The following is a 25484-nucleotide window of genomic DNA, read 5'->3' as shown; positions in this document are numbered from 1 at the left end:
CATGCGCGGATGTCGGCCTGGCTGGGCATCTGCTTCGCGTTCTCGATCTTGCTGACCTTGGTGTGGTCACGCTCATCTGCCGTTGTTGCTGTGGTCCGCGACGGGCTTGGCGACCGGGACGACGTCGGGGGCGCCGAGGCGGATCGCGTCGGCCTCCTGGTCGGTGTCCTGCTCCTGGGAGAGCCGCTCGGCCTCGACCCGCTTGGTGTAGTACTCCACTTCACGTTTGACCTGCTCGTCGTCCCAGCCCAGCGGCCCGGCGAGCAGCTGCGCCGCCTCCTCGACCACGCCCAGCCCCCGGTGGAAGGTCTCGATCGAGATGCGCGTGCGCCGGGCCAGCACGTCGTTCAGGTGGCGGGCGCCCTCGTGGGTGGCCGCGTAGACGATCTCCGCCCGCAGGTAGTCGTCCGCCCCGGTCAGCGGGAGGGCCAGCGACGGATCCTGCTCGATCAGCGTGAGAATCTCGTCGATCATCGACCCGTAGCGCTGCAGCAGGTGCTCGATCCGCGCCACGTGCAGCCCGGACGACTGGGCCAGCCGGTAGCGGGAGTTCCACAGCGCCTGGTATCCCTCCGCCCCGGCCAGCGGGATCCGGTCGGTGCACGACGGCGGGACCCGCTGGTCCAGCCCGTGCGCCACCGCGTCCACCGCGTCCCGCGCCATGACCCGGTAGGTCGTGTACTTCCCGCCGGCCACCATGACCAGGCCGGGCACCGGGTGGGCCACCATGTGCTCGCGGGAGAGCTGGGAGGTCTCCTCCGACTCCCCCGACAGCAGCGGGCGCAGCCCGGCGTAGACGCCCTCGACGTCGTCGCGGGTGAGCGGCACCGAGAGCACCTCGTTCACGTGCTCCAGGACGTAGTCGATGTCCGAGCGGGAGGCGGCCGGGTGGGCCCGGTCCAGGTCCCACCGGGTGTCGGTGGTCCCGATGATCCAGTGACGGCCCCAGGGGATCACGAACAGCACCGACTTCTCGGTGCGCAGGATGATCCCGGTGAGGGAGTGGATGCGGTCGCGCGGGACGACCAGGTGGATGCCCTTGGACGCGCGGACGTGGATCTGCCCCCGGCCGCCGACCAGCTCCTGGATGTCGTCGGTCCACACGCCCGTGGCGTTGACCACCTGCCGGGCCCGCACGTCCATGTCGGTCCCGGCCTCCAGGTCGCGCACCCGGACCCCGGTGACCCGCTCGCCCTCCCGCAGGAAGCCCACCACCTGGGAGCGCGAGGCGACGTACGCCCCGTAGGAGGCGGCGGTGCGGAGCATGGTCATCACGTAGCGGGCGTCGTCCACCTGGGCGTCCCAGTACTGCACCGCGCCGGAGAAGGCGGTCCGCCGCAGCGAGGGGGCGAGCCGGAGCGCCCTGCGGCGCGACAGGTGACGGTGCCCGGGGACGCCCCGGGTGAAGCCGAAGGAGAAGCCCAGCATGTCGTACAGCGCCAGGCCGGCCCCGACGTACGGCCGCTCCCAGCCGATGTGCGTGAGCGGGAACAGGAAGGGCACCGGCCGCACCAGGTGGGGGGCGATCCGCTGCAGCAGCAGGGCACGCTCCTGCAGCGCCTCCCTGACCAGGTCGAAGTTGAGCTGCTCCAGGTAGCGCAGGCCACCGTGGATCAGCTTGGACGATCGGGACGAGGTGCCCGAGGAGAAGTCCCGCGCTTCCAGCAGCCCGACGCTCAGTCCGCGGGTCGCCGCGTCCAGCGCGACCCCGGCGCCGACGACGCCGCCGCCGATCACCACCACGTCGAGTTCCTGAGCGCCCATCTGCGTCAGTGCGGCGGTCCGCTCGGCGGGACCGAGCCGTGCCGTGCCCATTCGCGCCGTCATGCTGCATCCCCCTGATGTACGGATTGTCACCTTGCGTCAGGTCTCTACCCATCCACCCTAGGCATCACTACTGACCGGTAGGGAACAGCGGGCCAGATTCACGCCACAACCCGGTGGACATCGGGAGATCCTCCCGGAAACGCTGATCGCCGACGGCGCCGAGCCCTCACGGGGCCGTGGTCCGGCGCCGGGGACCGACCGCCCGGGATCGATCACGGTGCGGGCGTGACGTGCCACCGGACGGTCCGGTGAACCCCGGGACGGGCGGACCGGCCGCCCGATGATGCCCTTCACCGGGCGGGCTCAGGCACGGATCACCTTGACGCCCGCGTCGGTGAAGCGGGCCGCGGCCTCGTCCGAGAGGCCCTCGCCGGTGACCAGCGTGCCGATGGCGCCGAGCGGGCAGATGCGGGCGAAGGCGCGCAGACCGATCTTGGAGGTGTCGGCGACCACCACGACCTGGGCGGCCCTGCTGATCAGCAGGTTGTTGACGCTCGCCTCACCCTCGTGGTGGGCCGACGCGCCCTCCTCGGCGTCGATCCCGTCCACCCCCAGGAAGGCGATGTCGAGCGTGACCTGCTCCAGCACCCCCGACGCCAGCGGGCCGATCAGCTCGTAGGACTGCGGCCTGGCCACGCCGCCGGTCAGCACGATCTTGACGTGCTGGCGCACGGTCAGCTCGGCGGCGATGTTCAGCGCGTTGGTGACGATGGTGAAACCGATCTCCGGGTCGGCCCGGATGGCCAGCGCCCGCGCCACCTCCGAGGTGGTCGTGCCGCCGTTCATGCCGATGATCGCCCCCGGCGCCACCAGCCCCGCCGCCGCCTCGGCGATCCGCTGCTTCTCCCCCGCGTGCCGCGCCGTCTTGTAGCGCAGCGGCAGGTCGTAGCTCACGCTCTGGGCGACGGCGCCACCGCGCGTGCGCATGAGCATCTGCTGCTGGGCGAGCTGGTCGAAGTCACGCCGGATCGTGGCGGTCGAGACGACGAGCGCCTCGGCCGCCTGCTCCACCGACAGGCGCCCCTCCTGCGAGAGCAGTTCGAGGATGGCGTTCCAGCGCTCATATCGGCTCACGATGAACAGGGTGACACAGCGAAGGATCAAAACCTACCTCTGCACAATTGTGCTCATTTCTGCTATAAATCACTCACAACAAAGCAAATTCGGGGAGGCACGCCGTGACCACGCACACCGAAGCCGAGATCGCGTCACAGCCGGACTGCTGGCGCCGCGCCGTCAGCGAGGTGTCCGCCGACGCGCTCCCCCAGCGCGGCGAGCGCGTCGCCGTCGTCGGCTGCGGCACCTCCTGGTTCATCGCCCAGGCGTACGCCGTCCTGCGCGAGCGCGCCGGGCACGGCGAGACCGACGCGTTCGCCGCCTCCGAGTTCCCGGCCGGCCGTTCCTACGACCGGGTGCTCGCGCTGACCCGGTCGGGCACCACCACCGAGGTGCTGGAGCTGCTCCGCGGTGCCGGCACGAGGACCAGCGCGATCACCGCCGACCCGGCGACCCCGGTCATGACGCTCGCCGACCAGGTCGTGGTGCTCGACTTCGCCGACGAGAAGTCGGTCGTGCAGACCCGCTTCGCCACCACCCAGCTCGCCCTGCTCCGCGCCCACCTCGGTGAGGACCTGAGCGGCGCGATCGCCGACGCCGAGCGCGCGGTCGCCGACCCGCTCCCGGCCGAGCTGCTCGCCGCCGAGCAGTTCACCTTCCTGGGCCGCGGCTGGGCCTACGGCCTGGCGGTGGAGGCCGGGCTGAAGATGCGCGAGGCCTGCCGGGCCTGGACCGAGTCCTACCCGGCGATGGAATACCGGCACGGCCCGATCAGCATCGCCGGGCCCAACCGGGTCACCTGGATGCTCGGCGAGGCCCCCGAGGGCCTGCGCGGCGAGGTCGAGGCCACCGGCGGGTCCTTCCTGGAGAGCGCCCTCGACCCGATGGCCGAGCTCGTCAAGGTCCAGCGGGTGGCCGTGGCCCGAGCGCACGCCCAGGGACTCGACCCCGACGAGCCGCTCCACCTCACCAGGTCGGTGATCCTCTCCTCCTGATGACCGGTCCTCCCCAGGACCGGAGAGGATAGTGCCATGAGCATCACACTCGCCGACGCCCGTATCGTGACCCCCGAAGGTGTCCACGGAGGCTGGCTCACCATCGAAGACGGCCGCATCACCCACGTGGGCCAGGGCTCCGCCCCCGGGCCGGGCCACAGCCTCGCGGGCCGATACGTCGTGCCGGGTTTCGTCGACATCCACAACCACGGCGGGGCGGGCGGCTCCTTCCCCACCGGCGACCCGGACGAGGCGAGCCGGGTCGCCGCGCTGCACGCCCGGCACGGCACCACCACGCTCATGGCCAGCCTGGTCACCGCGGCCCCGGACGATCTGGCCAGGGCGACCGCCGCCCTGGCCGACCTGTGCGAGGACGGCCTGCTGGCCGGGATCCACTTCGAGGGCCCCTACATCTCCAAGGCCCGCTGCGGCGCGCACAACCCGGCGCTGCTGCGCGAGCCGTCCCCGCAGGAGTTCGCCGAGCTGCTCAAGGCCGGCCGCGGCCACGTGCGGATGCTCACCATCGCCACCGAGCTGCCCGGCGCCCTCGACACCATCCGGGAGGCCGTCGCGAACAACGTGATCGCCGCGCTCGGGCACAGCGACGCCACCTACGAGCAGACCATCGCGGGCATCGACGCGGGCGGCAGCGTCGCCACCCACCTCTACAACGCGATGCCGCCGCTGCACCACCGCACCCCCGGCCCGATCGCCGCGCTGCTGGAGGACGAGCGCGTCACGATCGAGCTGATCAACGACGGCGTGCACGTGCACCCGGCGATGATGCGCCTGGCCTACGAGGTCGCGGGCCCCGGCCGGACCGCGCTGATCACCGACGCCATGGCGGCGACCGGCATGGGCGACGGCGTCTACGGGCTCGGCCCGATGAAGGTCGACGTCGTGGACGGTGTCGCCCGGCTGGCCGAGGGCGGCTCCATCGCGGGCAGCACCCTGACCATGGACGTCGCCTTCCGGCGCAGCGTCCAGGAGGTCGGGCTGTCGCTGCCGGAGGCGGCCGAGATCGCCTCGCTCACCCCCGCCCGGGTGCTCGGCCTCGCCGACCGCCTGGGCTCCGTCTCCGTCGGCAAGCAGGCCGACCTGGTGGTGCTCACCGGCGACCTGGAGGTCGCCGGTGTCATGAAGCACGGAAACTGGATCACAGAACCCTCATGACCTCCTCGCCCGCCCCGCACGGCACGGTCCTGACCGTCACACTGAACCTGGCCCTCGACGTCACCTATGTGGCCGACGGCGTCGACTGGGACGGCGTCAACCGGGTGCGGACCGTGCACCGGAGAGCGGGCGGCAAGGGGGTCAACGTGGCCAGGGTGCTGGCCGCCCTGGGCAGGGACGTGCTCGTCACCGGCCTGGCGGGCGGCCCGACCGGTGACGCCGTCGGAGCCGACCTCGCGGCGGCGGGCCTGCCCGCCGCCCTCACCCCGATCGCCGCCGAGTCACGCGCCACCCTGGCCGTCTCCGACCTCGGCGGCGCCCCGTCCGGCCTGGCTCCCGCCCCCGGCGCCGAGCGGACCGCGCGGCGCACGGCGCTGTTCAACGAGCCCGGACCGGTCGTGACCGACGAGGAGCTGGGCCGCTTCCTGCGCGACTACGACACGCTGCTCGGGCGGGCCGGGGCGGTCGTGATCTCCGGCAGCCTCCCCCGCGGGGTGCCCGCCGCCTTCTACGCCGAGCTCGCGGCCCGGGCCCGCGAGCGGGGCGTCCCGGCGATCGTGGACGCCGACGGCGAGCCGCTCAGGCACGCCCCCGCCGGCCGCCCCTCGATCGTCAAACCCAACTCCGAGGAGCTCGCCCGCGCCCTGGCCCGCGACAGCCTCCGAGCTCCCGCGGGGAACTCCGGCGGGGACTCTGATGGGGACTCCGGCGGGGACTCCGGCGAGGACTTCGCCGGGGCCGAGGTGCTGCGGCGGGACGGGGCGGAGGCGGTCGTGGTCTCCCTCGGCGCCGGCGGACTGCTGGCCGTGACCCCCGAGGGCGCCTGGCGGGCCGCCATGCCGTACCGGGTGGAGGGGAACCCGACGGGGGCCGGTGACGCGCTCGTCGCGGGGCTGGCGCTGGGCCTGGTGGAGGGCATGCCCTGGCCCGAGCGGCTACGCCGCGCGGCCGCCCTCGGCGCGGCCGCGGTGGCCTCCCCGGTCGCCGGCGACTTCGACCCGGAGACGTTCCGGAGGATCCACCCGGAGATACGGGTGGAGCCGGCCCGCCCGTAGGGCGTCCGGCGCTCCGCATCGCACCGCTCATCCCGTATACGAAAGGGTCAACATGCCTGTTGTCGGTATCGGCGACATCGTCCGCGACGCTCCGGCCGGCGTCGGCGCGTTCAACGTCATCCAGCTGGAGCACGCCGAGGCGATCGTCAGCGGGGCGGAGGCCGCCGGGGTGCCCGTCGTGCTGCAGATCAGCGAGAACTGCGTCCGCTTCCACGGCGCCCTCGCCCCCATCGCCGCCGCGTCGCTCGCGGTGGCCAGGGCCTCGGCGGTGCCGGTGGCCGTGCACCTCGACCACGCCACCGACCGAGCGCTCGTCGAGGAGGCCGTGGAGCTGGGCCTGGGATCGGTGATGTTCGACGCCTCGGCGCTGCCCGACGAGGAGAACGTGGCGCTCACGGCCGAGGTCGCCGCCCTGTGCCACCGGCGGGGCGTGTGGGTGGAGGCCGAGCTCGGCGAGGTCGGCGGCAAGGACGGCGTGCACGCGCCGGGGGCGCGGACCAAGCCGCACGAGGCCGTGGACTACGTGGCCAGGACGGGCGTGGACGCGCTGGCCGTGGCCGTGGGCAGCTCCCACGCCATGACGACCAGGGACGCCGTCCTCGACCTGGAGCTGATCGCCGCCCTGCGCGCCGCGGTCCCGGTCCCGCTGGTGCTCCACGGCTCCTCGGGCGTGCCGGACGAGACCCTGCGCGCCGCCGTACGGCACGGCATGAAGAAGATCAACATTGCCACGCACCTCAACAAGACCTTCACCCGCGCGATCCGCGACCACCTGGCCGCCGACGAGAAGGTCGTGGACTCCCGCAAGTACGTCGCGGCGGGCCGGGCGGCCGTCGCCACCGAGGTCACCCGCCTCCTCGGGGTCCTGACCGGCTGATCACGACCATTTCCAGCGGATGCCGACCAGACCGGGCTGGAGCGAGCCGGTCACCAGGTGGACCGCGTGGTGGGCGTTGAGGGCGAGCTCGCCCTGGTCGTGCTCGCCCGCCGCGGACTCGTGGCGGGCGAAGCGGCGCACGCTGACCGGCAGGGCCTCGGGGGCGAAGCTCACCCGGAGCACGTACTGGCCCGCCGGGAAGCGGAAACCCCTCTCGTACTCGGTGGCCTCCACGCCGCTCGGATCGGCGAGCTCGTAGCGCATCACCTGGGTGTCGCCGGTCCGGAGCGCCCGGTCGAACAGCAGCTCGGCCACCACCAGGGCGGTCGGCCCGTCGCGGCGGACCCGGCCGACCCGGCAGTCCTCCAGGGCCCGGATCCGCACCCGCTCCACGTCGCACCCGATGTCGCCCCGGTAGACCATGATGTAGCGGTCGGCGGCGTCCTCGTGCGCCTGCACCACCTGGAGCGTCTCGCGCCGCGTGGTGCTGCGGTCCGCCCCGATCTGCAGCGACTCGTACATGCCGGCGATGTGCAGCCTGCGGTCGTCGGCCACCCCGTCCAGCTCGTGCAGCAGGGTCGACAGGGCGCGCGCGGGGCCCACGGCCGAGGGGTAGGGGCCCGCCCCGGCCGCGGGCCCGGCGCTCTGGCCCCGGCCCCGCGGCCGGGGCGGGCCGAGCAGGCCCATCAGCGAGCGCGGCGGCAGGATGAGGATCTCCTCCAGGGCGCGTACGGCGCGCAGCGACTCGGGCCGCTCGGGGCGGCGCAGGCCCTGCTGCCAGTAGCTCAGGCTCGTCATCCCGACCCGCAGGCCGCGCTCTTCCAGGCGCTGGCGGAGCCGGTCCAGGGTCAGGCCGCGCGCCTCCACCGCGGCCCGGAGCGCGACGTGGAACGGGCCCTCGCTGAGAGCGACCCGGAGCTCGCGATCATCCGACACATGGGCATGTTCACAGATTTTCCCCCATACGTCACTTTCGCGATCCCGTACCCGCCCGCGCACGCCGTCCGCACGCCGTCCACGCGCCCGCGCACGCCGCCTGCGCGCCGCGGCACAGGGGACGGGGCCGTGAGAACGGCGGACGCCCGGCCCGGCGGGCCGGGCGTCCGGGTGGGACGTCGACCGCGTCAGCTGGTGTGCGGGGCGACGACGACCTCGACCCGCTGGAACTCCTTCAGGTCGGAGTATCCGGCGGTGGCCATCGTGCGCTTGAGCGCGCCCATCAGGTTCATCGAGCCGTCGGCCACCGAGGACGGGCCGTGCAGGATCTGCTCCAACGTGCCGACCGTGCCGAACTCGACCCGCTTGCCCCGGGGCAGCTCGGGGTGCTGCGCCTCCGAGCCCCAGTGGAAGCCGTGGCCGGGGGCCTCGACCGCCCTGGCCAGCGGCGAGCCGACCATGACCGCGTCGGCGCCGCAGGCGATCGCCTTGGCGATGTCGCCGGAGGTGCCCATGCCGCCGTCGGCGATGACGTGGACGTAGCGGCCGCCGGACTCGTCCATGTAGTCGCGGCGGGCCGCGGCCACGTCGGAGATCGCGGTCGCCATCGGCACCACCACGCCCAGCACCGTGCGGGTGGTGTGCGAGGCGCCGCCGCCGAAGCCGACGAGCACCCCGGCCGCGCCGGTCCGCATCAGGTGCAGCGCCGCGGTGTAGGTGGCGCAGCCACCGACGATCACCGGGACGTCGAGCTCGTAGATGAACTGCTTGAGGTTCAGCGGCTCGGCCCGGCTGGAGACGTGCTCGGCGGAGACCGTGGTGCCGCGGATCACGAAGATGTCGACGCCCGCGTCGATGACGGCCTTGTGGTGCTGGACGGTGCGCTGCGGGGACAGGCGGACGGCGGTGGTCACCCCGGCCGCGCGGATCTCCTCGATGCGGCGGCCGATCAGCTCGTCCTTGATCGGCGCGTCGTAGATGTCCTGGAGCCGCCTGGTCGCGGCCTCACCCTTGAGCTCGGCCACCTCCGCCAGCAACGGCGTCGGGTCCTCGTAGCGGGTCCAGAGACCTTCGAGGTCGAGCACCGCGAGACCGCCGAGCCTGCCGACCTCGATCGCGGTCTTGGGCGAGACCACACTGTCCATCGGGCTCACCACGACGGGCAGCTCGAACCGGTAGGCGTCGATCTGCCAGGCGATCGAGACCTCCTCCGGGTCGCGGGTACGACGGGACGGGACGATGCCGATCTCGTCGAGCGCGTAGGCGCGACGGCCGTTCTTGCCGCGTCCGATCTCCACCTGAGTCATATGTCTGTCTTTCCCATTCCATGCGTGTACGGCTCACGCCGAGCGGCGCAAGCCGTACAGGGCCGTTGTGGCCCGCCTGCTCGCCGGACCTGGCGCGGGCACCTCGACGTCCGTCCTCGGCGTCCGCGACAGGACTCTACCGACGGTGGTAGTTCGGAGCCTCGACCGTCATCTGGATGTCGTGCGGGTGGCTCTCCTTCAGGCCCGCGGCGGTGATCGGCATCAGCTCGCACCGGGTGTGCATCTCCTCGACCGTGCGGCACCCGGCGTACCACATGCCCTGGCGCAGACCGCCGACGAGCTGGTGGGCGACCGCCGCGACCGGACCGCGGTAGGGGACCTGGCCCTCGATGCCCTCGGGGATGAACTTGTCCTCGCCGCCGACGTCGGCCTGGGCGTAGCGGTCCTTGCTGAAGGAGGCGCCACCGCGCTCGCGGTTGCGGACCGCGCCGAGCGAGCCCATCCCTCGGTAGGACTTGAACTGCTTGCCGTTGATGAAGATCAGCTCACCCGGCGACTCCTCGCATCCCGCGAGGAGCGAGCCCAGCATCACCGCGTCGGCGCCGGCGGCGATGGCCTTGACGATGTCGCCGGAGTATTGGAGGCCGCCGTCGCCGATCACCGGCACCCCGGCCGGGCCGGCGGCCAGCGAGGCCTCGTGGATGGCCGTCACCTGCGGGGCGCCGACACCGGCGACCACGCGGGTGGTGCAGATGGAGCCCGGGCCGACGCCGACCTTGATCGCGTCTGCCCCCGCGTCGATCAGCATCTGGGCGCCCGCGCGCGTGGCGATGTTGCCGCCGATCACCTCGACCCGGCTGTTGGCCTTGATCGTGGAGATCATGTCGGCGAGGCCCTTGGAATGGCCGTGGGCGACGTCCACGATGATCACGTCGACGCCGGCCTCGACCAGCGCCATCGCCCGCTTCTCGGCGTCGCCCCCGACGCCGATGGCCGCCCCCACGACGAGCCGGCCATCGGCGTCCTTGGTGGCGAGGGGGTACTGCTCGCTCTTGGTGAAGTCCTTGACGGTGATGAGCCCGCGGAGCCGCCCGTCGGCGTCGACCAGCGGGAGCTTCTCGATCTTGTTCTTTCTGAGCAGCTCGAACGCGCCGTCCCTGGACACCCCGACCGGCGCGGTGACCAGCGGCATCGGGGTCATGACCTCGCGCACGGGACGGCGCTGGTCGGTCTCGAAGCGCATGTCGCGGTTGGTGACGATGCCGACGAGCACGCCGGTCGGGTCGGTCACCGGGACACCGGAGATCCGGTAGGTGGCGCACAGGCGCTCGACGTCGGCGAGGGTGTCGTCCGGCGAGCAGGTGACCGGGTTGGTGACCATCCCGGCCTCGGAGCGCTTGACGAGATCGGCCTGCTGGGCCTGGTCCTCGATGGAGAGGTTGCGGTGCAGGATGCCGATGCCGCCCTGGCGGGCCATCGCCACCGCCATGCGGGCCTCGGTGACGGTGTCCATCGCCGCCGACACCAGCGGGATGCGCAGGGTGATCCCGCGAGACAGCCGCGTGCTGGTATCCGCCTCCCCCGGCTGCAGATCCGAATAAGCGGGCACCAGGAGCACGTCGTCGAACGTGAGTCCTGGCTCGGTGAACCTGGCCATCTGCAACCCTCCTACCACGGCGCTCTCATAAGCGGGGAAAGGCGCCGGCCCCCTGGTCATAGTTTAGAGTCTGGCTCCAAACCAGGGGGACATCGGGGATAAACGAGGGACCGAGCGGTCGGTGACCCGCCCGGTCCCCCGGTCACCGGCACCGCCACGAGACGCCTGCGTGCCGCCGGACCCCCCTCCGCGTCCGGGCGGCGGCGCTCGTGACCGGTGCCGACGCTCTGTCAAGGGTGCGTCACCGCCTGTCCACCCGCAATGGGCAAACGTGCAATTGCACGAAGCTGCACCGCGGTGTCGCACCGCGGACGGGACGCGCCGGCGGGCGGATCCGCGGGTCGGACGCGGAGCCCGGCGCCGGGCCGGGCCAGGCCCCGCGCACGTCGCGCCGGCGGGCCGATCCGCGGGCCGCGCGCAACGTGACGGCGGGCGGATCCGCGGGCCGCGCGCGGAGCCCGATGCCGGGCGCGCCAGTCCTGGCAACGTCCGGACAGGGATGATTCGCCGGGTTATCCTCTCGGGATCGTGTCACCTCAGGAGCCCCTCCCCGATGCGCATCGACACATCCGCACCGCCCGATCCGCTCGCGACCCTGGGCCTCACCCCGGGCCAGACCGCGCTGTACAACACGGTGCTGCGTCTGCACCGCGCCACCTGCGCCGCGCTCGCCGACGCCACCGACCGCTCGCCCGAGGCGCTGGAGCGCGAGCTGGCCAGCCTCGTACGGCTGGGCGTGGTCGACGAGCAGGCCGGGGAGTATCTCGCCAGGCACCCCGCCGCGGCGCTCGGCCACCTGATCGCCGAGCGGCTGGACCGCCTCGCCGCCGAGAGCCGCAGGATCGACACCGTGCTCGGGTCGATCCGGGGCTTCATCCACCAGTACGACGCCGGGCTCGACTACCAGACCGGCCAGTTCGCGGTGGACCTGGTCGGCGGGGCCGACGAGCTCTACGAGAGCGTGATCGGCATGGCGGTCCAGGCGCCGCCGCTGGAGCTGCTGTCGGCCGTCCCCGACACCCGGACGATGAGCGACTTCGCGCACCGCTACGCCGACCAGTGGATCGGGGCCCAGCGCAGCGGCCTGCTCTCCTGCCGGGTCGTCATCCCGGTCCACACGCTGGAGACCGCCGGCCTGCGGGACAAGCTGGACCAGTTCGAGCGGGCCGGCGCCCAGGTCCGCACCCTCGACGTGGTGCCGAGCTGGTTCCTGATCGCCGGGACCGACGCCGCGGGCATGCCCGCCCAGTGGGGCGGCGCCCTCGCCGAGAACGCCTACAACTTCCACCTGGTCCGGGCGGCCATCGTGGTGGCCGCGCTGCGCTCGCTCTTCGAGGAGCTGTGGACCCGCGCGGCGCCGCTGCCGTGGACGCACCGCGGCGACGGCGTGGCGCGGGTGCTGCGGCTGGCCGCCCAGGGGGTCTCCGACGAGGTGATCGCCCGGCAGCTCGGGATCTCGGTCCGGACGGTGCGGGCCCGGTTCGCCGACGCCATGGCCGAGCTCGGCGTGCAGTCGCGCTTCCAGGCGGGCGTGGAGGCCGCCCGCCGTGGGTGGCTGGTGTAGTTCCGGACCCGGTCGTGGGTGGCTGGTGCGGTTCCGGACCTGGTCGTGGGCGACTGGTGTAGTTCGGCCCCTGTTGGCCGCATCGAGGTCATAAGGTGGGAACGTGCTCGACGATGTCCCTCGCGACCCGTTCGCGGATGACCCCGACGACCCGGCGGCGGCGCTGGGAGAGCCCGACGACCCCGAGCCGCTGACCTCAGCCGAACGCGACGAGGCCATGACCGATCTCGCCGACGTGGAGGTCTTCCGTTCGCTGCTGGAGCCCCAGGGGGTGCTCGGCCTGGTCCTCGACTGCCCGGAGTGCGGCGAGCAGCACTACTTCGACTGGGAGCTGCTGCGCGGCAACCTGCGGCAGATGATCGAGAACGGCCAGCCGCAGGTGCACGAGCCCGCCTACCAGCCCGACCCCACCGACTACGTCACCTGGGAGTATGCCCGGGGTTACGTGGACGGGGTGATCGACACCGAGGAACAGCGCTGATCGACGTCGTCGATCAGCGCGGCCAGCAGGTTGACGGCGACGTCGGAGGTGGGGACGGCCTCCCTCCGGGAGAGCGCCTCCAGGACCGCGTCGGTCTCGGCCACGGCCGGATCCTCCTCCGGCCCGTATCTGCGGGCCGGACGCCGCGGATGGACCGCCGTCATGGCCCCGCCCGCCCGCCGGCGCCGCGGGCCGCGCCCGGCGCCGCGCACCGCCGGACCACGCTCGGCTGCTCGGCGGTCAAGCCGTCGACTCCAGCTCCAGCTCCGCCATCGCCCGCAGCCGGGCCAGCGCCCGATGCTGGGCGACCCGGACCGCACCTGGTGACATGCCGAGTACATTACCCGTCTCCTCCGCCGAGAGGCCCGACACCACCCGGAGCATGAGCAGCTGGCGCTGGTTGTCGGGGAGCCTGGACAGCAGCCTGCGGGCGTGCTCGGCCTCGATGTAGCGGACCACGGTCTCCTCCGGCCCCGGGCCCTCGTCGGGCCCGTCCGGGAGGTCCTGGGTGGGCACGGCGGAGCGCACGGAGCTGCGCAGCGCGTCGGCCACCTTGTGGGAGGCGATGCCGAAGACGAAGGACGCGAACGGGCGTCCCATGTCCCGGTAGCGGGGCAGCGCGGACAGCACCGCGATGCATACTTCCTGGGCCACGTCGTCTGCGATGTGATACTGACCGGAGACCCGGCCGAGACGAGCACGGCAATAACGGACGACCATTGGCCGTAACTGCGCGATCAGGGTTTCGATCGCGGTGCGATCACCCTGAACGGCGAGGCTCGTCAGATCCTTGAGATCATCCCTGTGGGCGACCCCGTCAGATCTCGTCGCAAGCCTTACCCCACTTTTGGCGTCGGCGACGCATCCCTCGGTCACGTTAGGCATGATGCCCGCCCCGATCGGGCCTGTCGTCATGGCGAACGGCTACGGATTGGTCACATTGAGGCGGAGATAACGGGGCGTAATCGAATGGCGACAGCAATGACCTTAGTATGCGCAAATATTTCATTGGATAGCCGAATATGTCGGCTATTTGTTAGAAGGACGTTTGGCCTTCCGCGCGGCCGGCGATGACGCTTTGGGGTCCCTTTCGGTTTACCGGAAAACCGAACGGCCCGCACCCCCCGAGGGGACGCGGGCCGTACCGGATCCGGTGGAGATCAGTGGCCGTGGCCGTGACCGTGGCCGTGACCGCCGGCGGCGGCTGGGGCCTCCTCCTCGGGCTTGTCCACCACGAGGGCCTCGGTCGTCAGCAGCATGCCGGCGATGGAGGCGGCGTTCTGGACGGCCGAGCGGGTGACCTTGACCGGGTCGATGACGCCCTGGCTGATCAGGTCGCCGTACTCGCCGGTGGCGGCGTTGAGGCCCTCGCCCACGGAGAGCTCGGCGACCTTGGTGGTCACCACGTAGCCCTCGAGGCCGGCGTTCTCGGCGATCCAGCGGGCCGGCTCGATGAGCGCCTTGCGGACCACGGCGACGCCGGTCGCCTCGTCGCCGGACAGACCGAGGTCGTCCAGGACCTTGGAGACGTGGATGAGCGCGGAGCCACCGCCGGAGACGATGCCCTCCTCGATCGCCGCGCGGGTGGCGGAGATCGCGTCCTCCAGGCGGTGCTTCTTCTCCTTGAGCTCCACCTCAGTGGCCGCGCCGACCTTCAGCACGCAGACACCGCCGGAGAGCTTGGCCAGGCGCTCCTGGAGCTTCTCGCGGTCCCAGTCGGAGTCGGACTGCTCGATGGCGAGCTTGATCTCCTTGACCCGGTCGGAGATCGCCTGCTGGTCGCCGGCACCGTCGACGACGGTGGTGGCGTCCTTGGTGATCACGACGCGGCGGGCGGTGCCGAGCACCTCAAGGCCGACGTGCTCCAGCTTGAGGCCGACCTCCTCGCTGACGACCTCTCCGCCGGTGAGGATCGCGATGTCCTGCAGCATGGCCTTGCGGCGGTCGCCGAAGCCGGGGGCCTTGACCGCGACGGAGGTGAAGGTGCCGCGGATCTTGTTGGTGACCAGGACGGCCAGGGCCTCGCCCTCGACGTCCTCGGCGATGACGAGCAGCGCCTTCTTGGTCTGGGCGATCTTCTCCAGCAGCGGCAGGAAGTCGGCGACGGAGGAGACCTTGCCCTGGGTGATCAGGATGTAGGGGTCCTCCAGGACCGCCTCCATGCGCTCCTGGTCGGTCACCATGTAGGGCGACAGGTAGCCCTTGTCGAACTGGAGTCCCTCGGTGAACTCCAGCTCCAGGCCCATGGTGTTGGACTCCTCGACGGTGATGACACCGTCCTTGCCCACCTTGTCGAACGCCTCGGCGATCAGCTCGCCGATCTTGGCGTCCTGCGCGGAGATCGTCGCGACGTGCGCGATCTCCTTCTTGTCCTCGACCGGGCGGGCCGACTCGATCAGCTTGTCGCTGACGGCCCTGGCGGCCAGGTCGATGCCGCGCTTGAGCGACAGCGGCTGGGCACCGGCGGCGACGTTGCGCAGACCCTCGCGGACCATCGCCTGGGCGAGGACGGTGGCGGTGGTCGTGCCGTCACCGGCGATGTCGTTGGTCTTGGTGGCGACTTCCTTGGCGAGCTGGGCGCCGAGGTTCTCGTACGGAGCCTCCAGCTCGACCTCGCGGGCGATGGTGACACCGTCGTTGGTGATGGTCGGCGCACCGAACTTCTTGTCGATGACGACGTTGCGGCCGCGCGGGCCGAGCGTGACCTTGACGGCGTCCGCGAGGGCGTTCACGCCACGCTCAAGAGCGCGGCGGGCGTCCTCCTCGAACGACAGGATCTTCGGCATGACAGTCCTCTCTAAAAGCACGTCGGCGCATCAAAGCCCCGGGCGCTCGCGCGGCCCGGGGCTCGATACGTCATCTTTATGAAGCGTGGATTACTTCTCGATGATGGCGAGCACGTCGCGGGCGGAGAGCACCAGGTACTCCTCGCCGCCGTACTTCACCTCGGTGCCGCCGTACTTGCTGTAGAGGACGATGTCGCCCTCCTTGACGTCGAGCGGGATACGCTTGTCCCCGTCCTCGTCCCAGTTGCCGGGGCCCACCGCGAGGACCTTGCCCTCCTGCGGCTTCTCCTTGGCGGTGTCCGGGATCACGAGGCCGGAAGCGGTGGTCTGCTCGGCCTCAAGCGGCTGGACCACGATGCGGTCGCCGAGCGGCTTAACGGGAACCTTGGTGGCGGTCGTCACGTCGGACCTCCCCTTCAGATTTGGATGATCTAGAAGAGGCGACCAGCGGTCTGCCGTCGCGGGTGTCAGACCTGCCTCGTCGCATATTTATTGGCACTCTCAAGGGGAGAGTGCCAATACGGAACAGTATGCAAGGAGGGCTTGACAGTCAACACGAACCGCCCTTGTGCGCTTCCCGCGAACGTCGGTCCCCCGGCGTCGAGGGGTTCCGGCCCGCGCGGACCGGGCCGGACCGGGCCGGACCGGGCCGGACCGAGCCGCCGGACCCGAGCCGCCGGACGAGGCGGAGGGCGGCACCTCGGCCAGGCGGTAACGTCGGACGGCGTGGACCTTGACGCATTCCGGGAGCTGCTGACGCCGCGCGGCCAGGAGGCCCTGGGGGCGGCGGCCGAGATCGCGGGCGACGACCCGGTGGCGGCGGTGACGCGGCTCCGGAAGACCTACGACGCCGACCTGACCTCGGCGGCGCTCACGCAGGCCACGCTCAGGCGGCGGGCCAGGGAGAAGTTCGGCGCCGACGCCGATCTCATGTATTTCACCCCGGGCGGTCTGGAGCAGTCCACCCGCCGCGAGGTCGCCGACCACCGGGCCCGCCGCATCGCCCCGGGCTCCCGGGTCGCCGACGTCTGCTGCGGCATCGGCGGGGACCTCCTCGCGCTGGCCAGGGCCGGATGCGTGGTGGAGGCCGTCGACGCCGACCCGCTCACGGCCGCGGTCGCCCGGGCCAACGCCGACGCCCTCGGGTTCGGGGACCGGGTCTCGGTCCGCGCGGCCGACGCGGCCACGATCGACCCGGCCGCCTTCGACGTCCTGTTCGCCGACCCCGCCCGCCGTACCGCGCGGGGCCGGACCTTCGACCCGATGGCCTACTCGCCGCCCTGGCCCGACGTGCTGACGATGGTGGCGCGGGCCGAGGCGGCCTGCCTGAAGGTCGCCCCCGGCATCCCCTACGAGTTCATCCCCGCCGGGGCCGAGGCCGAGTGGGTCTCCTACAAGGGCGACGTCAAGGAGGCCGTGATCTGGTGCGGCGGGCTGGCCGGCGGCGCGGGGCGCAGGGCCACGATCCTGCCGGCGGGCGCGACGGTGACGTCCGACCCGGCGCTCGGCCCGGCCGGGCACGGTCCCGTGGGCCGCTACGTGTACGAACCGGACGGCGCGGCCATCCGGGCCCACCTCGTCGCGGAGATCGCCGCGATGGTCGGCGGCCGCCTGCTCGACCCGCACATCGCCTACATCACCGGGGACGCCGCCGTGGAGACGCCGTGGGCGTCACGGTATGAGGTCCACGAGATGCTGCCGTTCTCGCTCAAACGGCTGCGGGCGGCGCTCCGCGAGCGCGGGGTCGGCAATGCGACGATCAAAAAGCGCGGTTCCGCGGTCGATGTCGAACGCCTGCGGAAAGACCTGCGACTATCCGGTGACCGCTCGGCGGTCGTCATTCTCACCCGGATTGTCGAAAGGCCGTTCGCCCTCATCTGCACCCCTTCTTGACCTGCCGAAACGGCGAATTCCGACATTCCATTGGCAATCACGATCTTTTAAATTCCGCTCCGAAAAACCTTGATCCAGAGGCTAGGGTTGCCAGGCGGGAGTTCTTCCCCCGCCTGCGGTTCGACCGCGTTCGCCAGCAAAAAGGACCAACCCCGCCGCGCGGCTCACCGTCGGCGGGTGAAGGAGCTCTCGGTGGATCACTCCGACCACACCCTGCTCCAGGCAGGCAGTCAGACCGCCATCTCCGACCGGATGCGCGAGCTCCTCGCCCGGGCCGCCCAGGACCACGTGTACGAGCAGCGCACCCAGGGCGCCGTGCTGGATGAGATCCGCCAGCGCCTGGAGGGCATGGAGTGGCTGCTGCGGGAGGTCAGGGAGCGCGAGCTCGGCGGGCTGGGCGGGACGCTGGAATCCGTCCACGGCCGCCTGGACGACATCGCCGTCCGCCCGCCGGCGTGGGCCGAGGGCCTGGCCCAGCACGTCGAGGCGGTCCGCGACCACGTGGACGCCGTGGGCGAGCGCGTCGGCTCCCTCGGCCAGGGGGTCGAGACCGTCCGCGACCGGGTCACGCCCATCGGTGAGCTGCCGAGCCTCTGGGCCGACGTCGGCACCGTCGGCGAGAGCGTGGACGAGGCGCTCGTCCGCCTCCAGTCGATCGCCGACGGCACCCAGGGCGTCGGCGACCTGGTGGGCGACCTCGCCGAGCGCCTGGGCCGGCTCCAGGCCGGCATGGAGGCCGCGGCCGGCCGCTTCACCCGCCTGGACAGGTCGCTGGCCGAGCTCGCCCAGCGCGCCGATCGCCTGGAGTCGGGGCTGCTCGACCTGTCCGCGAGCGTGCGGGAGAGCGTCGGCGAGGCGGCCGAGCGCCTGCTGGCCGCGGTCGAGCAGGTCAACGGCCGGGTCGAGCTGCTCACGGCCCGCACCGACAGCCGCTTCGACGCCCTCGACGAGCGCCTCGACGATGTCGAGGGCCGCGTCACCGGCCGGGTCGACGCCGTCGGCTCCCGCCTGTGCACGCTGGAGGGCCACACGGAGAAGCTCGGGCTCCGGCTGGAGGGCGTCGACGACCACGTCGAGGCCGTCGGCCGGCGCGTCGACGGGCTGCCCGCCGCCCTGAACGTCGGCGAGCTCATCGACGCCCAGACCGCCGATCACGCCGGCCGGCTGGCCGCCCTGGACGAGCGCGTCGTCCAGACCCAGGCCGCCCTCCTCCCCCTGGCCGACATGCTCCGCGCCCAGCCCGACCGCGAGCAGCTCGCCGAGGCCCTCGGCGAGGCCGTGGAGCCGGCCCGGACCGACCTCACCCGCCACCTGAGCGCCCTTGAGGAGACCATGCTGGCCCTCGCCGAGGCGCTGCTGCGCCCCACCCGCAACGACAAGGACTGACCCCCTACGGCGGCGCCCCGCCGCGGACCCCGCCGGCGGACGCGCGGGCGGGGTCCGTGAGGTCACACGTGGACGGTGGTGATCGGCAGTGAGGAGTCGGCGGGGATGTCCAGCGGGGACGGGGTGATGCCGGCCGCCACCAGGTCGGAGCCGAGCGCGGCCACCATGGCCCCGTTGTCGGTGCACAGCCCCGGGCGCGGGACGCGCAGCCGTACGCCGGCCGCCTCGCAGCGCTCCCGGGCGAGGGCGCGCAGCCGGGAGTTGGCCGCCACGCCGCCGCCGATCAGCAGGTCCCGGACGCCGTGCTCACGGCACGCCTGCAGGGCCTTGCGGGTCAGCACGTCGACCACGGCCTCCTGGAACGAGGCCGCCACGTCGGGCACGTGGATCGGCTCGCCGGTCCGCTCCCGCGCCTCCACCCAGCGCGCCACGGCGGTCTTCAGCCCGGAGAAGGAGAAGTCCAGCGTCCCGTCGTCGTATTTGCCGCGGGGGAAGGCGATGGCGGTGCCGGAGCCGTCCTGGGCCGCGCGGTCGATGTAGGGGCCGCCGGGGAAGGGCAGGCCGAGCACCCGGGCCACCTTGTCGAACGCCTCGCCCGCGGCGTCGTCGACCGTGGACCCCAGCGAGATGACGTCCTTGGCGACGTCGGGCACCAGCAGCAGGGAGGAGTGGCCTCCCGAGACCAGCATGGCGATGCACGGCTTGGGCAGGGCGCCGTGTTCGAGCTGGTCCACGGCCACGTGGGCGGCCAGGTGGTTGACGCCGTACAGCGGCAGGCCCAGGCCGAGCGCGTAGGCCTTGGCGGCGGCGACGCCGACGAGCAGCGCGCCGGCCAGGCCGGGCCCGGCGGTCACCGCGATCGCGTCGATGTCGGTGAAGCGCAGGCCGGCCTGCTCCAGGGCCCGCTCGACGGTCGGGGTCATCGCCTCCAGGTGCGCCCGGGAGGCCACCTCCGGCACCACGCCGCCGAACCGGGCGTGCTGCTCGACGCTGGAGGCGATCGCGTTGGCCAGCAGGGTGTGCCCCCGGACGATGCCCACCCCGGTCTCGTCGCAGGAGGTCTCGATGCCCAGGACTAGAGGTTCGTCACGCATTGAGGTCCTTCTTCATCGTGATCGCGTCGGTGCCGTCCTCGTAGTAGCGGCGGCGCAGGCCGATCCGCTCGAACCCGAAACGGTCGTACATCGCCTGCGCGTCCGGGTTGTCGGCGCGGACCTCCAGGAACACCGCGTGCGCGCCCCGCCGTACGGCCTCCGCCAGCAGCTCGGTCAGCAGGGCCGCGCCGATCCCGGCCCGGCGCCGGTGGGCCGAGACGGCGATGGTCTGCACGTCCGCCTGGTCCCCGGCCGCGAAGAGCCCGGCGTAGCCGACGATCTCCCTGTCCACCAGGGCCACCACGTAGTGCCGGGTCCGGGGCTGGTCGTCGAGCTCACCGCGGAGCATGCCCTCGCTCCACGCGTCGCGCGGGAAGGTCTCCCGCTCGATCTTCAGCACGGCGGGCAGGTCGTCGACGGTCATCAGGCGCAGCGCGGCGGTCATGCGGAGACCTTCTTCGGCGCCGAGGGCACCTGGGCGTCGGGGCGGCGCAGGTAGATCGGGTGGGGCAGGCTCAGCACGGGGTGCGTGCCGCTCTCCACGACCTCCCGGACGTCGGACCCGACGAGCTGCTCGGCGGCCAGCGCCGCCAGCGCCCCCGCGGAGGGGTACTGCGGCGCGTCGGCCAGGCGGGAGGGCCCGACGACCTCGGCGTACATCCGCGCGCCCGCGCCGACGAGCGGGAGCTCCGCGGGCAGGTCGTGCGGCCTGTCCACCGCGGGGCCGGACAGCCGGACCCGCGGGTCCTCGTAGTGCCCCCAGAACACCTCCTTGCGCCGCGCGTCGGTGGCCACCAGGAACGGCCCGGTCAGCCCGCTGCCGTAGGCGACGGCGTCGAGCGTGCACACGCCGTAGGCCGGGACGCCCAATGACGTCGCGAGGGCCTGGGCGGTCATCAGGCCGACCCTCAGGCCGGTGTAGGGGCCGGGGCCGGAGCCCGCGACGACGGTGGTGACGTCACCGAGCGAGGCTCCCGCCTCCTGCAGGACCGTCTTGATCGTGGGTACGAGCAGCTCACCGTGGCGGCGCGCGTCAACGGTCGCCGACTCGGCGAGGACCCTCTCACCGTCGTGCAGGGCTGCGGTGACGGCGGGGGTCGCGGTATCAAAGGCCAGGACCAGCACGGACAGTTAGCCTAGTCCGTCATGGGGCGTCAGGGCCCACTCCGCTCCACCGGTCCGTCCCGGAACCACTCCTGGCACCGGCGCGACCCGCGCCGGAGGCGGCCGGCACCGCCGCGCGACGGGTCCGCCGACAAACGCGTGGACGTGCCGCGCCCGGGGTCGCTAGCCTGTGCCCATGTCCAGCCCCGAGGCGTCAAGACTCTAGCCACCGGACTTCCGGTGGCCATCCACGTCGGCGTATCGCAGTCCTGCCGCCCATGAGGCCGCAGGCGCCGTCGGCCGTGCCCACTGCCACCGGATCACCGTAGTGCGGGCTGTGTCCGGCCTGGACCGAGCGTCACCTCCGTGACGCCGGCAGGCCCTTCCGCGCGCCGGCCGCGCCCTCCGGCCGGACGGTCGTCATCCGCGACGCCGATCCGGGGGCCGCCGCGGCCTGCCGCTTCCTTGCCGATCCGCGATGTGGTTGCGGAGTTCTTGTCATGCCATTCGTTCTTTACCTGCTCGGACTGGCGGTCTTCGCTCAGGGGACCTCCGAGTTCATGCTGTCCGGCCTCGTGCCGGACATCGCCCGGGACATGCACGTGTCCGTCCCCACCGCAGGGCTTCTGACCTCGGCGTTCGCGGTGGGGATGGTCATCGGTGCGCCGCTGATGGCGATGGTGAGCCTGCGCTGGTCACGGCGCCGCTCGCTCCTGACCTTCCTGCTCGTCTTCCTGCTCGTCCATGTCCTCGGCGCGGTCACCACCAGCTACGGGGTGCTGCTGGCCACGCGGTCCGTCGGGGCGCTGGCCAACGCCGGATTCCTGGCGGTGGCCCTGGCGACCGCGACCGGCATGGTCGCGCCGGACGCCAAGGGCCGGGCCACCTCCGTCCTGCTCGGCGGCGTCACCGTCGCCTGTGTCGTGGGCGTCCCCGCCGGCGCGCTGCTCGGCCAGCTGTGGGGGTGGCGCTCGGCGTTCTGGGCGGTGGCCCTCATATCGGTGCCGGCCGTCGTCGCGATCCTGCGGTCGGTACCGGCCGGCGGCTCCGGGACCGCCCCCGCGAGCGCGCGCGGGGAGCTGCGCTCGCTGCGCAGTCCGCGGCTCCTGGTGACCCTGCTGCTGGGGGCCCTCGTGAACGGCGCGACGTTCTGCACGTTCACCTACCTCGCGCCGCTGGTCACCACCGTCACCGGGATCGGACCCGCGTGGGTGCCCGCCGTACTGGCGCTGTTCGGCCTGGGGTCGTTCCTCGGTGTCACCGTCGGCGGCCGCTACGCCGACGTGCGGCCCGTCCCGCTCCTGGTGGCCGGCGGGGTGGCCCTGCTCGCCGGCTGGACCGTGGCCGCGGTGACCGCCGGGGACCCGGTGGTGACGATCGTGCTCGTCTTCGTCCAGGGGACCCTCTCCTTCGCCGTCGGGTCGACGTTGATCTCGCAGGCGCTCTACGCGGCGGCCGAGGCGCCGACCCTGGCCGGCGGGTCCGCCACGGCCGCGTTCAACGTGGGCGCCGCGATCGGTCCCTGGCTCGGTGGGGCTGCCATCGGCGCGGGACTCGGCTACCGCTCGCCGCTGTGGGTCAGCGCGCTGCTGGTGGCCCTCGCACTCGTCACAGCCGGCCTGGCCCGGGGGGTCTGGCGCGGGGCGGCGGACCGGCGCGGGAAGGCGCCGGCGACGGCTCTGTAGCCGGACAGGCGGGTCCCTGGCCAGCGGGTCCCTGATCGCGAGTCCGGGGTCAGGCGGGTCCCTGGCCAGGCGGTCCGCAGACAGGCGGGTCCCTGGCCAGGCGGTCCGGGGTCGGGCGGGTCCCTGGTCGCGGGTCCGGGGTCAGGCGGGTCCCTGGCCAGCGGGTCCCTGGTCAGGCGTTCTCGCGGGCCGGCTTGACCAGGGTGGCGTAGACGATCACGTTGTCGCGGTATTCGCGCTTGTCCCAGTCGAAGTCGCCGCCGCAGGTGATCAGCCGGAGCCCGTCCTCCAGATAGACCTTGTCCGCCGGGAAGCGCTCCTTGCTCACCCGCTCGACGGAGTCCACGCGATACTGGGCGACCTTGCCGTCACTGCGCGCGACCTTCACGACCTGCCCCTCCCGGATCTCCTTGAGCCGGTAGAAGACCGCGGGGTCGGTCTTGGTGTCCACATGCCCGAGGATCACCGCGGAGCCCTGGTCGCCGGGGACCGCGCTGTCCTTGACCCAGCCCGCCGTGTCCGGCTTCTCGTATGGTGGGAGCTCGATCTGGCCGTCGGTCACGCCGAGCTTCATCAGGGGTGCCTTGATGCCCAGCGACGGGATGTCGATGCGGCTGGGCACGACCGAGGGCCGGACCGGCGGCGTGTCACCGCCGCCGCCCCGGTGGAAGGCGACCATGACGGCACCGGTGACGAGCCCGGCCACGATGATCCGTGACCAGCGAGGGGATTCGGCCATCGGGTGTCACGGACGGCGTCGGCGCACGGCCACGAAGCCGATGCCACCGGCGAGGACCGCCGCCACCAGGGCCCAGGTCACACCGGACGGCATGCCCGCGTCCTGGGGGCCGCCGGCCGCGGTGCCGCCGCCACCCGTGCCCGGCGCGTGGGTGCTGATGACGGTCCGGGTCGGCTTGGAGGTGGGGGTGTCCTTCGGGGTCGGCTTGGCGTCGGTCACGACCCTGAGGCTGGCCTTGCCGGTGTCGTTGGTCCCCTCGCACCTGGCGTTGACGTCGTAGACCCCGGCCGCGCTACCGGTGGCGACGGTGGCCTGGCCGCGGACCCACGGCTTGGCCACGGGGGTGGCGCTGGCCGAGGGCACCGGGGTGGGCGTGGTGAGGATCGGATCGAGCGTGACGGGCGTGCGGAAGATCTTGGACGAGGCGGTGCCGCGGTGCTCGGGCCCGCCCTGGGGGATCGGGCAGTTCGCCAGCACCCAAACCTTCTGTCCGGCCTTGACGCGGGCCGGCTGGAGCTGGACCTCGATGTCCTGCCTGCTGATCCCCGATCCCGAGGCGGTGGGCGAGGCGGTCCCCGTGGGAGCGCCCGAGTTCGCCTCGGCCGTGCATCCGACCATCCCGGCCATCCCGAAAAGGGTGATGGCCCCTAGAACCGCGACACGTCTGACCCTTGGCACCGTCGCACTCCACTCCGCAGTCCGGCCGACGACCCTCACCCGGCACAACTTCCCACCACTTCCCCATTAAACATGGGCGAAAGCGTCAGAGTCGATCTTCAATGTTGATGATCTACATCAAGTGGGATGTAGTGCCAGAGTGCCAGGATTCCCGCGGCTACGGGGGTGAATCAGACGACGCCCTCCCAGCGGGCGCCGATCCCGCGGAGCCGTACTGTCCGTTCCTCACCGGATTCGCCCCGCTCGATGGAGATCTCCAGACGGTCCTCGGTGAGCCCCTCGACCAGGCCCTCACCCCACTCCACGACCGTCACCGAATCCTCCAGCGAGGCGTCCAGGTCGAGGTCGTCGACCTCCAGGTCGCCGCCGAGCCGGTAGGCGTCGGCGTGCACCAGCGCGGGGCCGCCCGACAGCGAGGGGTGCACCCGGGCGATGACGAAGGTCGGGGAGGTGATCGGCCCGCGCACCTTGAGCCCGTCGGCGATCCCCTGGACCAGGGTCGTCTTGCCCGCGCCGAGCGGCCCGGACAGCACCGCCAGGTCTCCCGGGCGGAACAGCCCGGCCAGCTCCGCGCCCAGCTCGCGCATCTCTTCGGCGGTCGCCACGATTCTCACTGCTCGATCACTCCTGTCGATCACTCCTGTCGACGGTCCGCCACGCCCCGCTCGCCGGAGCAGCCGCCGCCGTCCGGGCCCGCGCCGGATCAGGAGCCGTGACGGCGGCGCAGGTCGCCACCGTGGCCGGTAGGCCCGGAGCGCTGCGCATCCGCGCGGGCGCCGGATCCGTCACCGCCGTCCAGCACGCGCCGCTCGCCGGCGCCTCAGCTCGGGTCGCCGTCCGGGCGGGCTCCGGCACGGTGTCCACGGTCGCCGGCGGCGTGTCCGTCACGCTCACCGGCCCGGCCGTCAGCGTTCGGATCCGGGCTGCAGCACCGGCCGTCACCGCAGCCCAGCAGCAGATCCTGACCGGCACCACGACCACGATCCGGCTCCGCCCCAGCGGCGGCCAGCTCGCCGCCGCCCAACAGGTCACGCTCACCGGCGGGCCCGTGCTCGCACGGCTCCGCGCCTTCGCCGGTGCTGTCGTCGCCGTCGACCTCGGCGACGGCGTCCTCCTGACCGGCCGACCGGCCGTGGCCCGCACCCGGGCCGTGCCGGGCCTGGTCGTCGCCGCGCGGAACCCCATCCTCGTCGGAGCCGCTGCGGCGGTCCGCGTCCTGGCCACGGCCGG

25 protein-coding genes are annotated in these 25484 nt (G+C 72.5%); 10 read left to right on the top strand and 15 right to left on the bottom strand.

Annotation, left to right across the window (positions count from 1 at the left end; all coding sequences use genetic code 11):
• Positions 1-72: 72 nt before the first annotated feature.
• Both ACWDS7_RS27805 and ACWDS7_RS27800 read right to left on the bottom strand, forming a co-directional pair.
• The gene (locus tag ACWDS7_RS27805) at positions 73-1827 is read right to left on the bottom strand and encodes a glycerol-3-phosphate dehydrogenase/oxidase (protein ID WP_451931676.1); all 1755 of its coding nucleotides are present in this window, start codon (positions 1825-1827) and stop codon (positions 73-75) included.
• Positions 1828-2130: 303 nt separating this feature from the next.
• Positions 2131-2901 (bottom strand): DeoR/GlpR family DNA-binding transcription regulator, encoded by a 771-nt coding sequence (locus ACWDS7_RS27800; RefSeq protein WP_451931675.1) that lies wholly within the window; start codon positions 2899-2901, stop codon positions 2131-2133.
• A 104-nt stretch (positions 2902-3005) separates the two neighbouring features.
• Between ACWDS7_RS27800 and ACWDS7_RS27795 the strand changes: the two genes are divergently transcribed.
• From ACWDS7_RS27795 to ACWDS7_RS27780, 4 genes are read left to right on the top strand one after another with little or no spacing between them, the layout of a single operon-like run.
• Positions 3006-3878: an SIS domain-containing protein gene (locus tag ACWDS7_RS27795; protein WP_451931674.1), complete on the top strand. Its 873-nt coding sequence runs from the start codon at positions 3006-3008 to the stop codon at positions 3876-3878.
• A 36-nt stretch (positions 3879-3914) separates the two neighbouring features.
• A complete protein-coding gene (nagA, locus tag ACWDS7_RS27790) occupies positions 3915-5051 on the top strand; it encodes an N-acetylglucosamine-6-phosphate deacetylase (RefSeq protein ID WP_451931673.1) in 1137 nt (378 codons plus the stop codon).
• The gene (locus tag ACWDS7_RS27785; RefSeq protein ID WP_451931672.1) at positions 5048-6106 is read left to right on the top strand and encodes a 1-phosphofructokinase family hexose kinase; all 1059 of its coding nucleotides are present in this window, start codon (positions 5048-5050) and stop codon (positions 6104-6106) included. Before nagA ends, ACWDS7_RS27785 begins: the two co-directional genes overlap by 4 nt.
• A gap of 52 nt (positions 6107-6158) precedes the next feature.
• Positions 6159-6983: a class II fructose-bisphosphate aldolase gene (locus tag ACWDS7_RS27780; RefSeq protein WP_306859493.1), complete on the top strand. Its 825-nt coding sequence runs from the start codon at positions 6159-6161 to the stop codon at positions 6981-6983.
• Here ACWDS7_RS27780 and ACWDS7_RS27775 read toward each other — a convergent pair whose 3' ends face one another.
• The 3 genes from ACWDS7_RS27775 to guaB all read right to left on the bottom strand — a co-directional run bounded on the left by ACWDS7_RS27775 (position 6984) and on the right by guaB (position 10844).
• Positions 6984-7919, bottom strand: coding sequence for a hypothetical protein (locus ACWDS7_RS27775; protein WP_306859495.1), 936 nt, complete (start codon positions 7917-7919; stop codon positions 6984-6986).
• 188 nt (positions 7920-8107) lie between these two features.
• Positions 8108-9226: a GuaB3 family IMP dehydrogenase-related protein gene (locus ACWDS7_RS27770; RefSeq protein ID WP_306859497.1), complete on the bottom strand. Its 1119-nt coding sequence runs from the start codon at positions 9224-9226 to the stop codon at positions 8108-8110.
• Positions 9227-9362: 136 nt separating this feature from the next.
• Positions 9363-10844 (bottom strand): IMP dehydrogenase, encoded by a 1482-nt coding sequence (guaB, locus tag ACWDS7_RS27765; RefSeq protein ID WP_306859499.1) that lies wholly within the window; start codon positions 10842-10844, stop codon positions 9363-9365.
• 553 nt (positions 10845-11397) lie between these two features.
• Between guaB and ACWDS7_RS27760 the strand changes: the two genes are divergently transcribed.
• Together ACWDS7_RS27760 and ACWDS7_RS27755 are read left to right on the top strand one after the other, a co-directional pair.
• Entirely contained in the window at positions 11398-12408 is a 1011-nt protein-coding gene (locus tag ACWDS7_RS27760) for a LuxR C-terminal-related transcriptional regulator (RefSeq protein ID WP_451931671.1), read from the top strand.
• A 103-nt stretch (positions 12409-12511) separates the two neighbouring features.
• On the top strand, positions 12512-12889 hold the full coding sequence (locus tag ACWDS7_RS27755; RefSeq protein WP_306859503.1) for a DUF5319 family protein: 378 nt from the start codon (positions 12512-12514) through the stop codon (positions 12887-12889).
• On the opposite strand, the gene ACWDS7_RS27750 is transcribed toward ACWDS7_RS27755, so the two are convergent.
• From ACWDS7_RS27750 to groES, 4 genes are all read right to left on the bottom strand, one after another.
• Positions 12850-12993, bottom strand: a complete 144-nt coding sequence (locus tag ACWDS7_RS27750) for a hypothetical protein (protein WP_306859505.1) — start codon at positions 12991-12993, stop codon at positions 12850-12852. The genes ACWDS7_RS27755 and ACWDS7_RS27750 overlap by 40 nt on opposite strands.
• Positions 12994-13129: 136 nt before the next feature.
• Entirely contained in the window at positions 13130-13774 is a 645-nt protein-coding gene (locus ACWDS7_RS27745) for a sigma-70 family RNA polymerase sigma factor (protein ID WP_306859507.1), read from the bottom strand.
• A gap of 275 nt (positions 13775-14049) precedes the next feature.
• A complete protein-coding gene (groL, locus tag ACWDS7_RS27740; RefSeq protein WP_306859509.1) occupies positions 14050-15675 on the bottom strand; it encodes a chaperonin GroEL in 1626 nt (541 codons plus the stop codon).
• A 90-nt stretch (positions 15676-15765) separates the two neighbouring features.
• A complete protein-coding gene (groES, locus tag ACWDS7_RS27735; protein ID WP_012887898.1) occupies positions 15766-16077 on the bottom strand; it encodes a co-chaperone GroES in 312 nt (103 codons plus the stop codon).
• 324 nt (positions 16078-16401) lie between these two features.
• On the opposite strand from groES, the gene ACWDS7_RS27730 reads away from it, so the two are divergent.
• Both ACWDS7_RS27730 and ACWDS7_RS27725 read left to right on the top strand, forming a co-directional pair.
• Positions 16402-17568 (top strand): class I SAM-dependent methyltransferase, encoded by a 1167-nt coding sequence (locus ACWDS7_RS27730; protein WP_451931670.1) that lies wholly within the window; start codon positions 16402-16404, stop codon positions 17566-17568.
• Positions 17569-17760: 192 nt separating this feature from the next.
• Positions 17761-18954: a hypothetical protein gene (locus tag ACWDS7_RS27725; RefSeq protein ID WP_451931669.1), complete on the top strand. Its 1194-nt coding sequence runs from the start codon at positions 17761-17763 to the stop codon at positions 18952-18954.
• A gap of 62 nt (positions 18955-19016) precedes the next feature.
• Here the strand turns inward: ACWDS7_RS27725 and tsaD are convergent, their stop codons facing one another.
• From tsaD to tsaB, 3 genes are read right to left on the bottom strand one after another with little or no spacing between them, the layout of a single operon-like run.
• Entirely contained in the window at positions 19017-20048 is a 1032-nt protein-coding gene (gene tsaD / locus ACWDS7_RS27720) for a tRNA (adenosine(37)-N6)-threonylcarbamoyltransferase complex transferase subunit TsaD (RefSeq protein WP_451931668.1), read from the bottom strand.
• The gene (gene rimI / locus ACWDS7_RS27715; protein ID WP_451931667.1) at positions 20041-20493 is read right to left on the bottom strand and encodes a ribosomal protein S18-alanine N-acetyltransferase; all 453 of its coding nucleotides are present in this window, start codon (positions 20491-20493) and stop codon (positions 20041-20043) included. Before rimI ends, tsaD begins: the two co-directional genes overlap by 8 nt.
• Positions 20490-21173 (bottom strand): tRNA (adenosine(37)-N6)-threonylcarbamoyltransferase complex dimerization subunit type 1 TsaB, encoded by a 684-nt coding sequence (tsaB, locus tag ACWDS7_RS27710; RefSeq protein WP_451931666.1) that lies wholly within the window; start codon positions 21171-21173, stop codon positions 20490-20492. The genes rimI and tsaB overlap by 4 nt, the downstream gene beginning before the upstream one ends.
• A 479-nt stretch (positions 21174-21652) precedes the next feature.
• On the opposite strand from tsaB, the gene ACWDS7_RS27705 reads away from it, so the two are divergent.
• Positions 21653-22837, top strand: coding sequence for a Cmx/CmrA family chloramphenicol efflux MFS transporter (locus tag ACWDS7_RS27705; protein ID WP_451931665.1), 1185 nt, complete (start codon positions 21653-21655; stop codon positions 22835-22837).
• 172 nt (positions 22838-23009) lie between these two features.
• On the opposite strand, the gene ACWDS7_RS27700 is transcribed toward ACWDS7_RS27705, so the two are convergent.
• The 3 genes from ACWDS7_RS27700 to tsaE form a co-directional block, all read right to left on the bottom strand.
• On the bottom strand, positions 23010-23576 hold the full coding sequence (locus ACWDS7_RS27700; RefSeq protein WP_451931664.1) for a class F sortase: 567 nt from the start codon (positions 23574-23576) through the stop codon (positions 23010-23012).
• 6 nt (positions 23577-23582) lie between these two features.
• Entirely contained in the window at positions 23583-24203 is a 621-nt protein-coding gene (locus ACWDS7_RS27695; protein ID WP_451931663.1) for a hypothetical protein, read from the bottom strand.
• Positions 24204-24424: 221 nt separating this feature from the next.
• A complete protein-coding gene (gene tsaE, locus ACWDS7_RS27690; RefSeq protein ID WP_370879619.1) occupies positions 24425-24868 on the bottom strand; it encodes a tRNA (adenosine(37)-N6)-threonylcarbamoyltransferase complex ATPase subunit type 1 TsaE in 444 nt (147 codons plus the stop codon).
• A 98-nt stretch (positions 24869-24966) separates the two neighbouring features.
• On the opposite strand from tsaE, the gene ACWDS7_RS27685 reads away from it, so the two are divergent.
• Positions 24967-25484, top strand: a 518-nt coding sequence (locus ACWDS7_RS27685; RefSeq protein WP_451931662.1) for a hypothetical protein, incomplete at its 3' end; no start/stop codon positions are given.

The sequence above is a fragment of the Streptosporangium sp. NPDC003464 genome, assembly GCF_053588315.1.
This window is presented reverse-complemented; position numbering and strand designations above follow the sequence as displayed.

What these genes read in the sequence shown, in the direction of transcription:
- ACWDS7_RS27805 (WP_451931676.1), bottom strand. Translation starts at nt 1,827, where the DNA reads ATGACGGCGCGAATGGGCACGGCACGGCTCGGTCCCGCCGAGCGGACC.
- nagA (WP_451931673.1), top strand. Translation starts at nt 3,915, where the DNA reads ATGAGCATCACACTCGCCGACGCCCGTATCGTGACCCCCGAAGGTGTC.
- ACWDS7_RS27785 (WP_451931672.1), top strand. Translation starts at nt 5,048, where the DNA reads ATGACCTCCTCGCCCGCCCCGCACGGCACGGTCCTGACCGTCACACTG.
- ACWDS7_RS27780 (WP_306859493.1), top strand. Translation starts at nt 6,159, where the DNA reads ATGCCTGTTGTCGGTATCGGCGACATCGTCCGCGACGCTCCGGCCGGC.
- ACWDS7_RS27770 (WP_306859497.1), bottom strand. Translation starts at nt 9,226, where the DNA reads ATGACTCAGGTGGAGATCGGACGCGGCAAGAACGGCCGTCGCGCCTAC.
- guaB (WP_306859499.1), bottom strand. Translation starts at nt 10,844, where the DNA reads ATGGCCAGGTTCACCGAGCCAGGACTCACGTTCGACGACGTGCTCCTG.
- ACWDS7_RS27760 (WP_451931671.1), top strand. Translation starts at nt 11,398, where the DNA reads ATGCGCATCGACACATCCGCACCGCCCGATCCGCTCGCGACCCTGGGC.
- ACWDS7_RS27745 (WP_306859507.1), bottom strand. Translation starts at nt 13,774, where the DNA reads ATGCCTAACGTGACCGAGGGATGCGTCGCCGACGCCAAAAGTGGGGTA.
- groL (WP_306859509.1), bottom strand. Translation starts at nt 15,675, where the DNA reads ATGCCGAAGATCCTGTCGTTCGAGGAGGACGCCCGCCGCGCTCTTGAG.
- tsaD (WP_451931668.1), bottom strand. Translation starts at nt 20,048, where the DNA reads ATGCGTGACGAACCTCTAGTCCTGGGCATCGAGACCTCCTGCGACGAG.
- rimI (WP_451931667.1), bottom strand. Translation starts at nt 20,493, where the DNA reads ATGACCGCCGCGCTGCGCCTGATGACCGTCGACGACCTGCCCGCCGTG.
- ACWDS7_RS27705 (WP_451931665.1), top strand. Translation starts at nt 21,653, where the DNA reads ATGCCATTCGTTCTTTACCTGCTCGGACTGGCGGTCTTCGCTCAGGGG.
- ACWDS7_RS27700 (WP_451931664.1), bottom strand. Translation starts at nt 23,576, where the DNA reads ATGGCCGAATCCCCTCGCTGGTCACGGATCATCGTGGCCGGGCTCGTC.
- ACWDS7_RS27695 (WP_451931663.1), bottom strand. Translation starts at nt 24,203, where the DNA reads ATGGCCGGGATGGTCGGATGCACGGCCGAGGCGAACTCGGGCGCTCCC.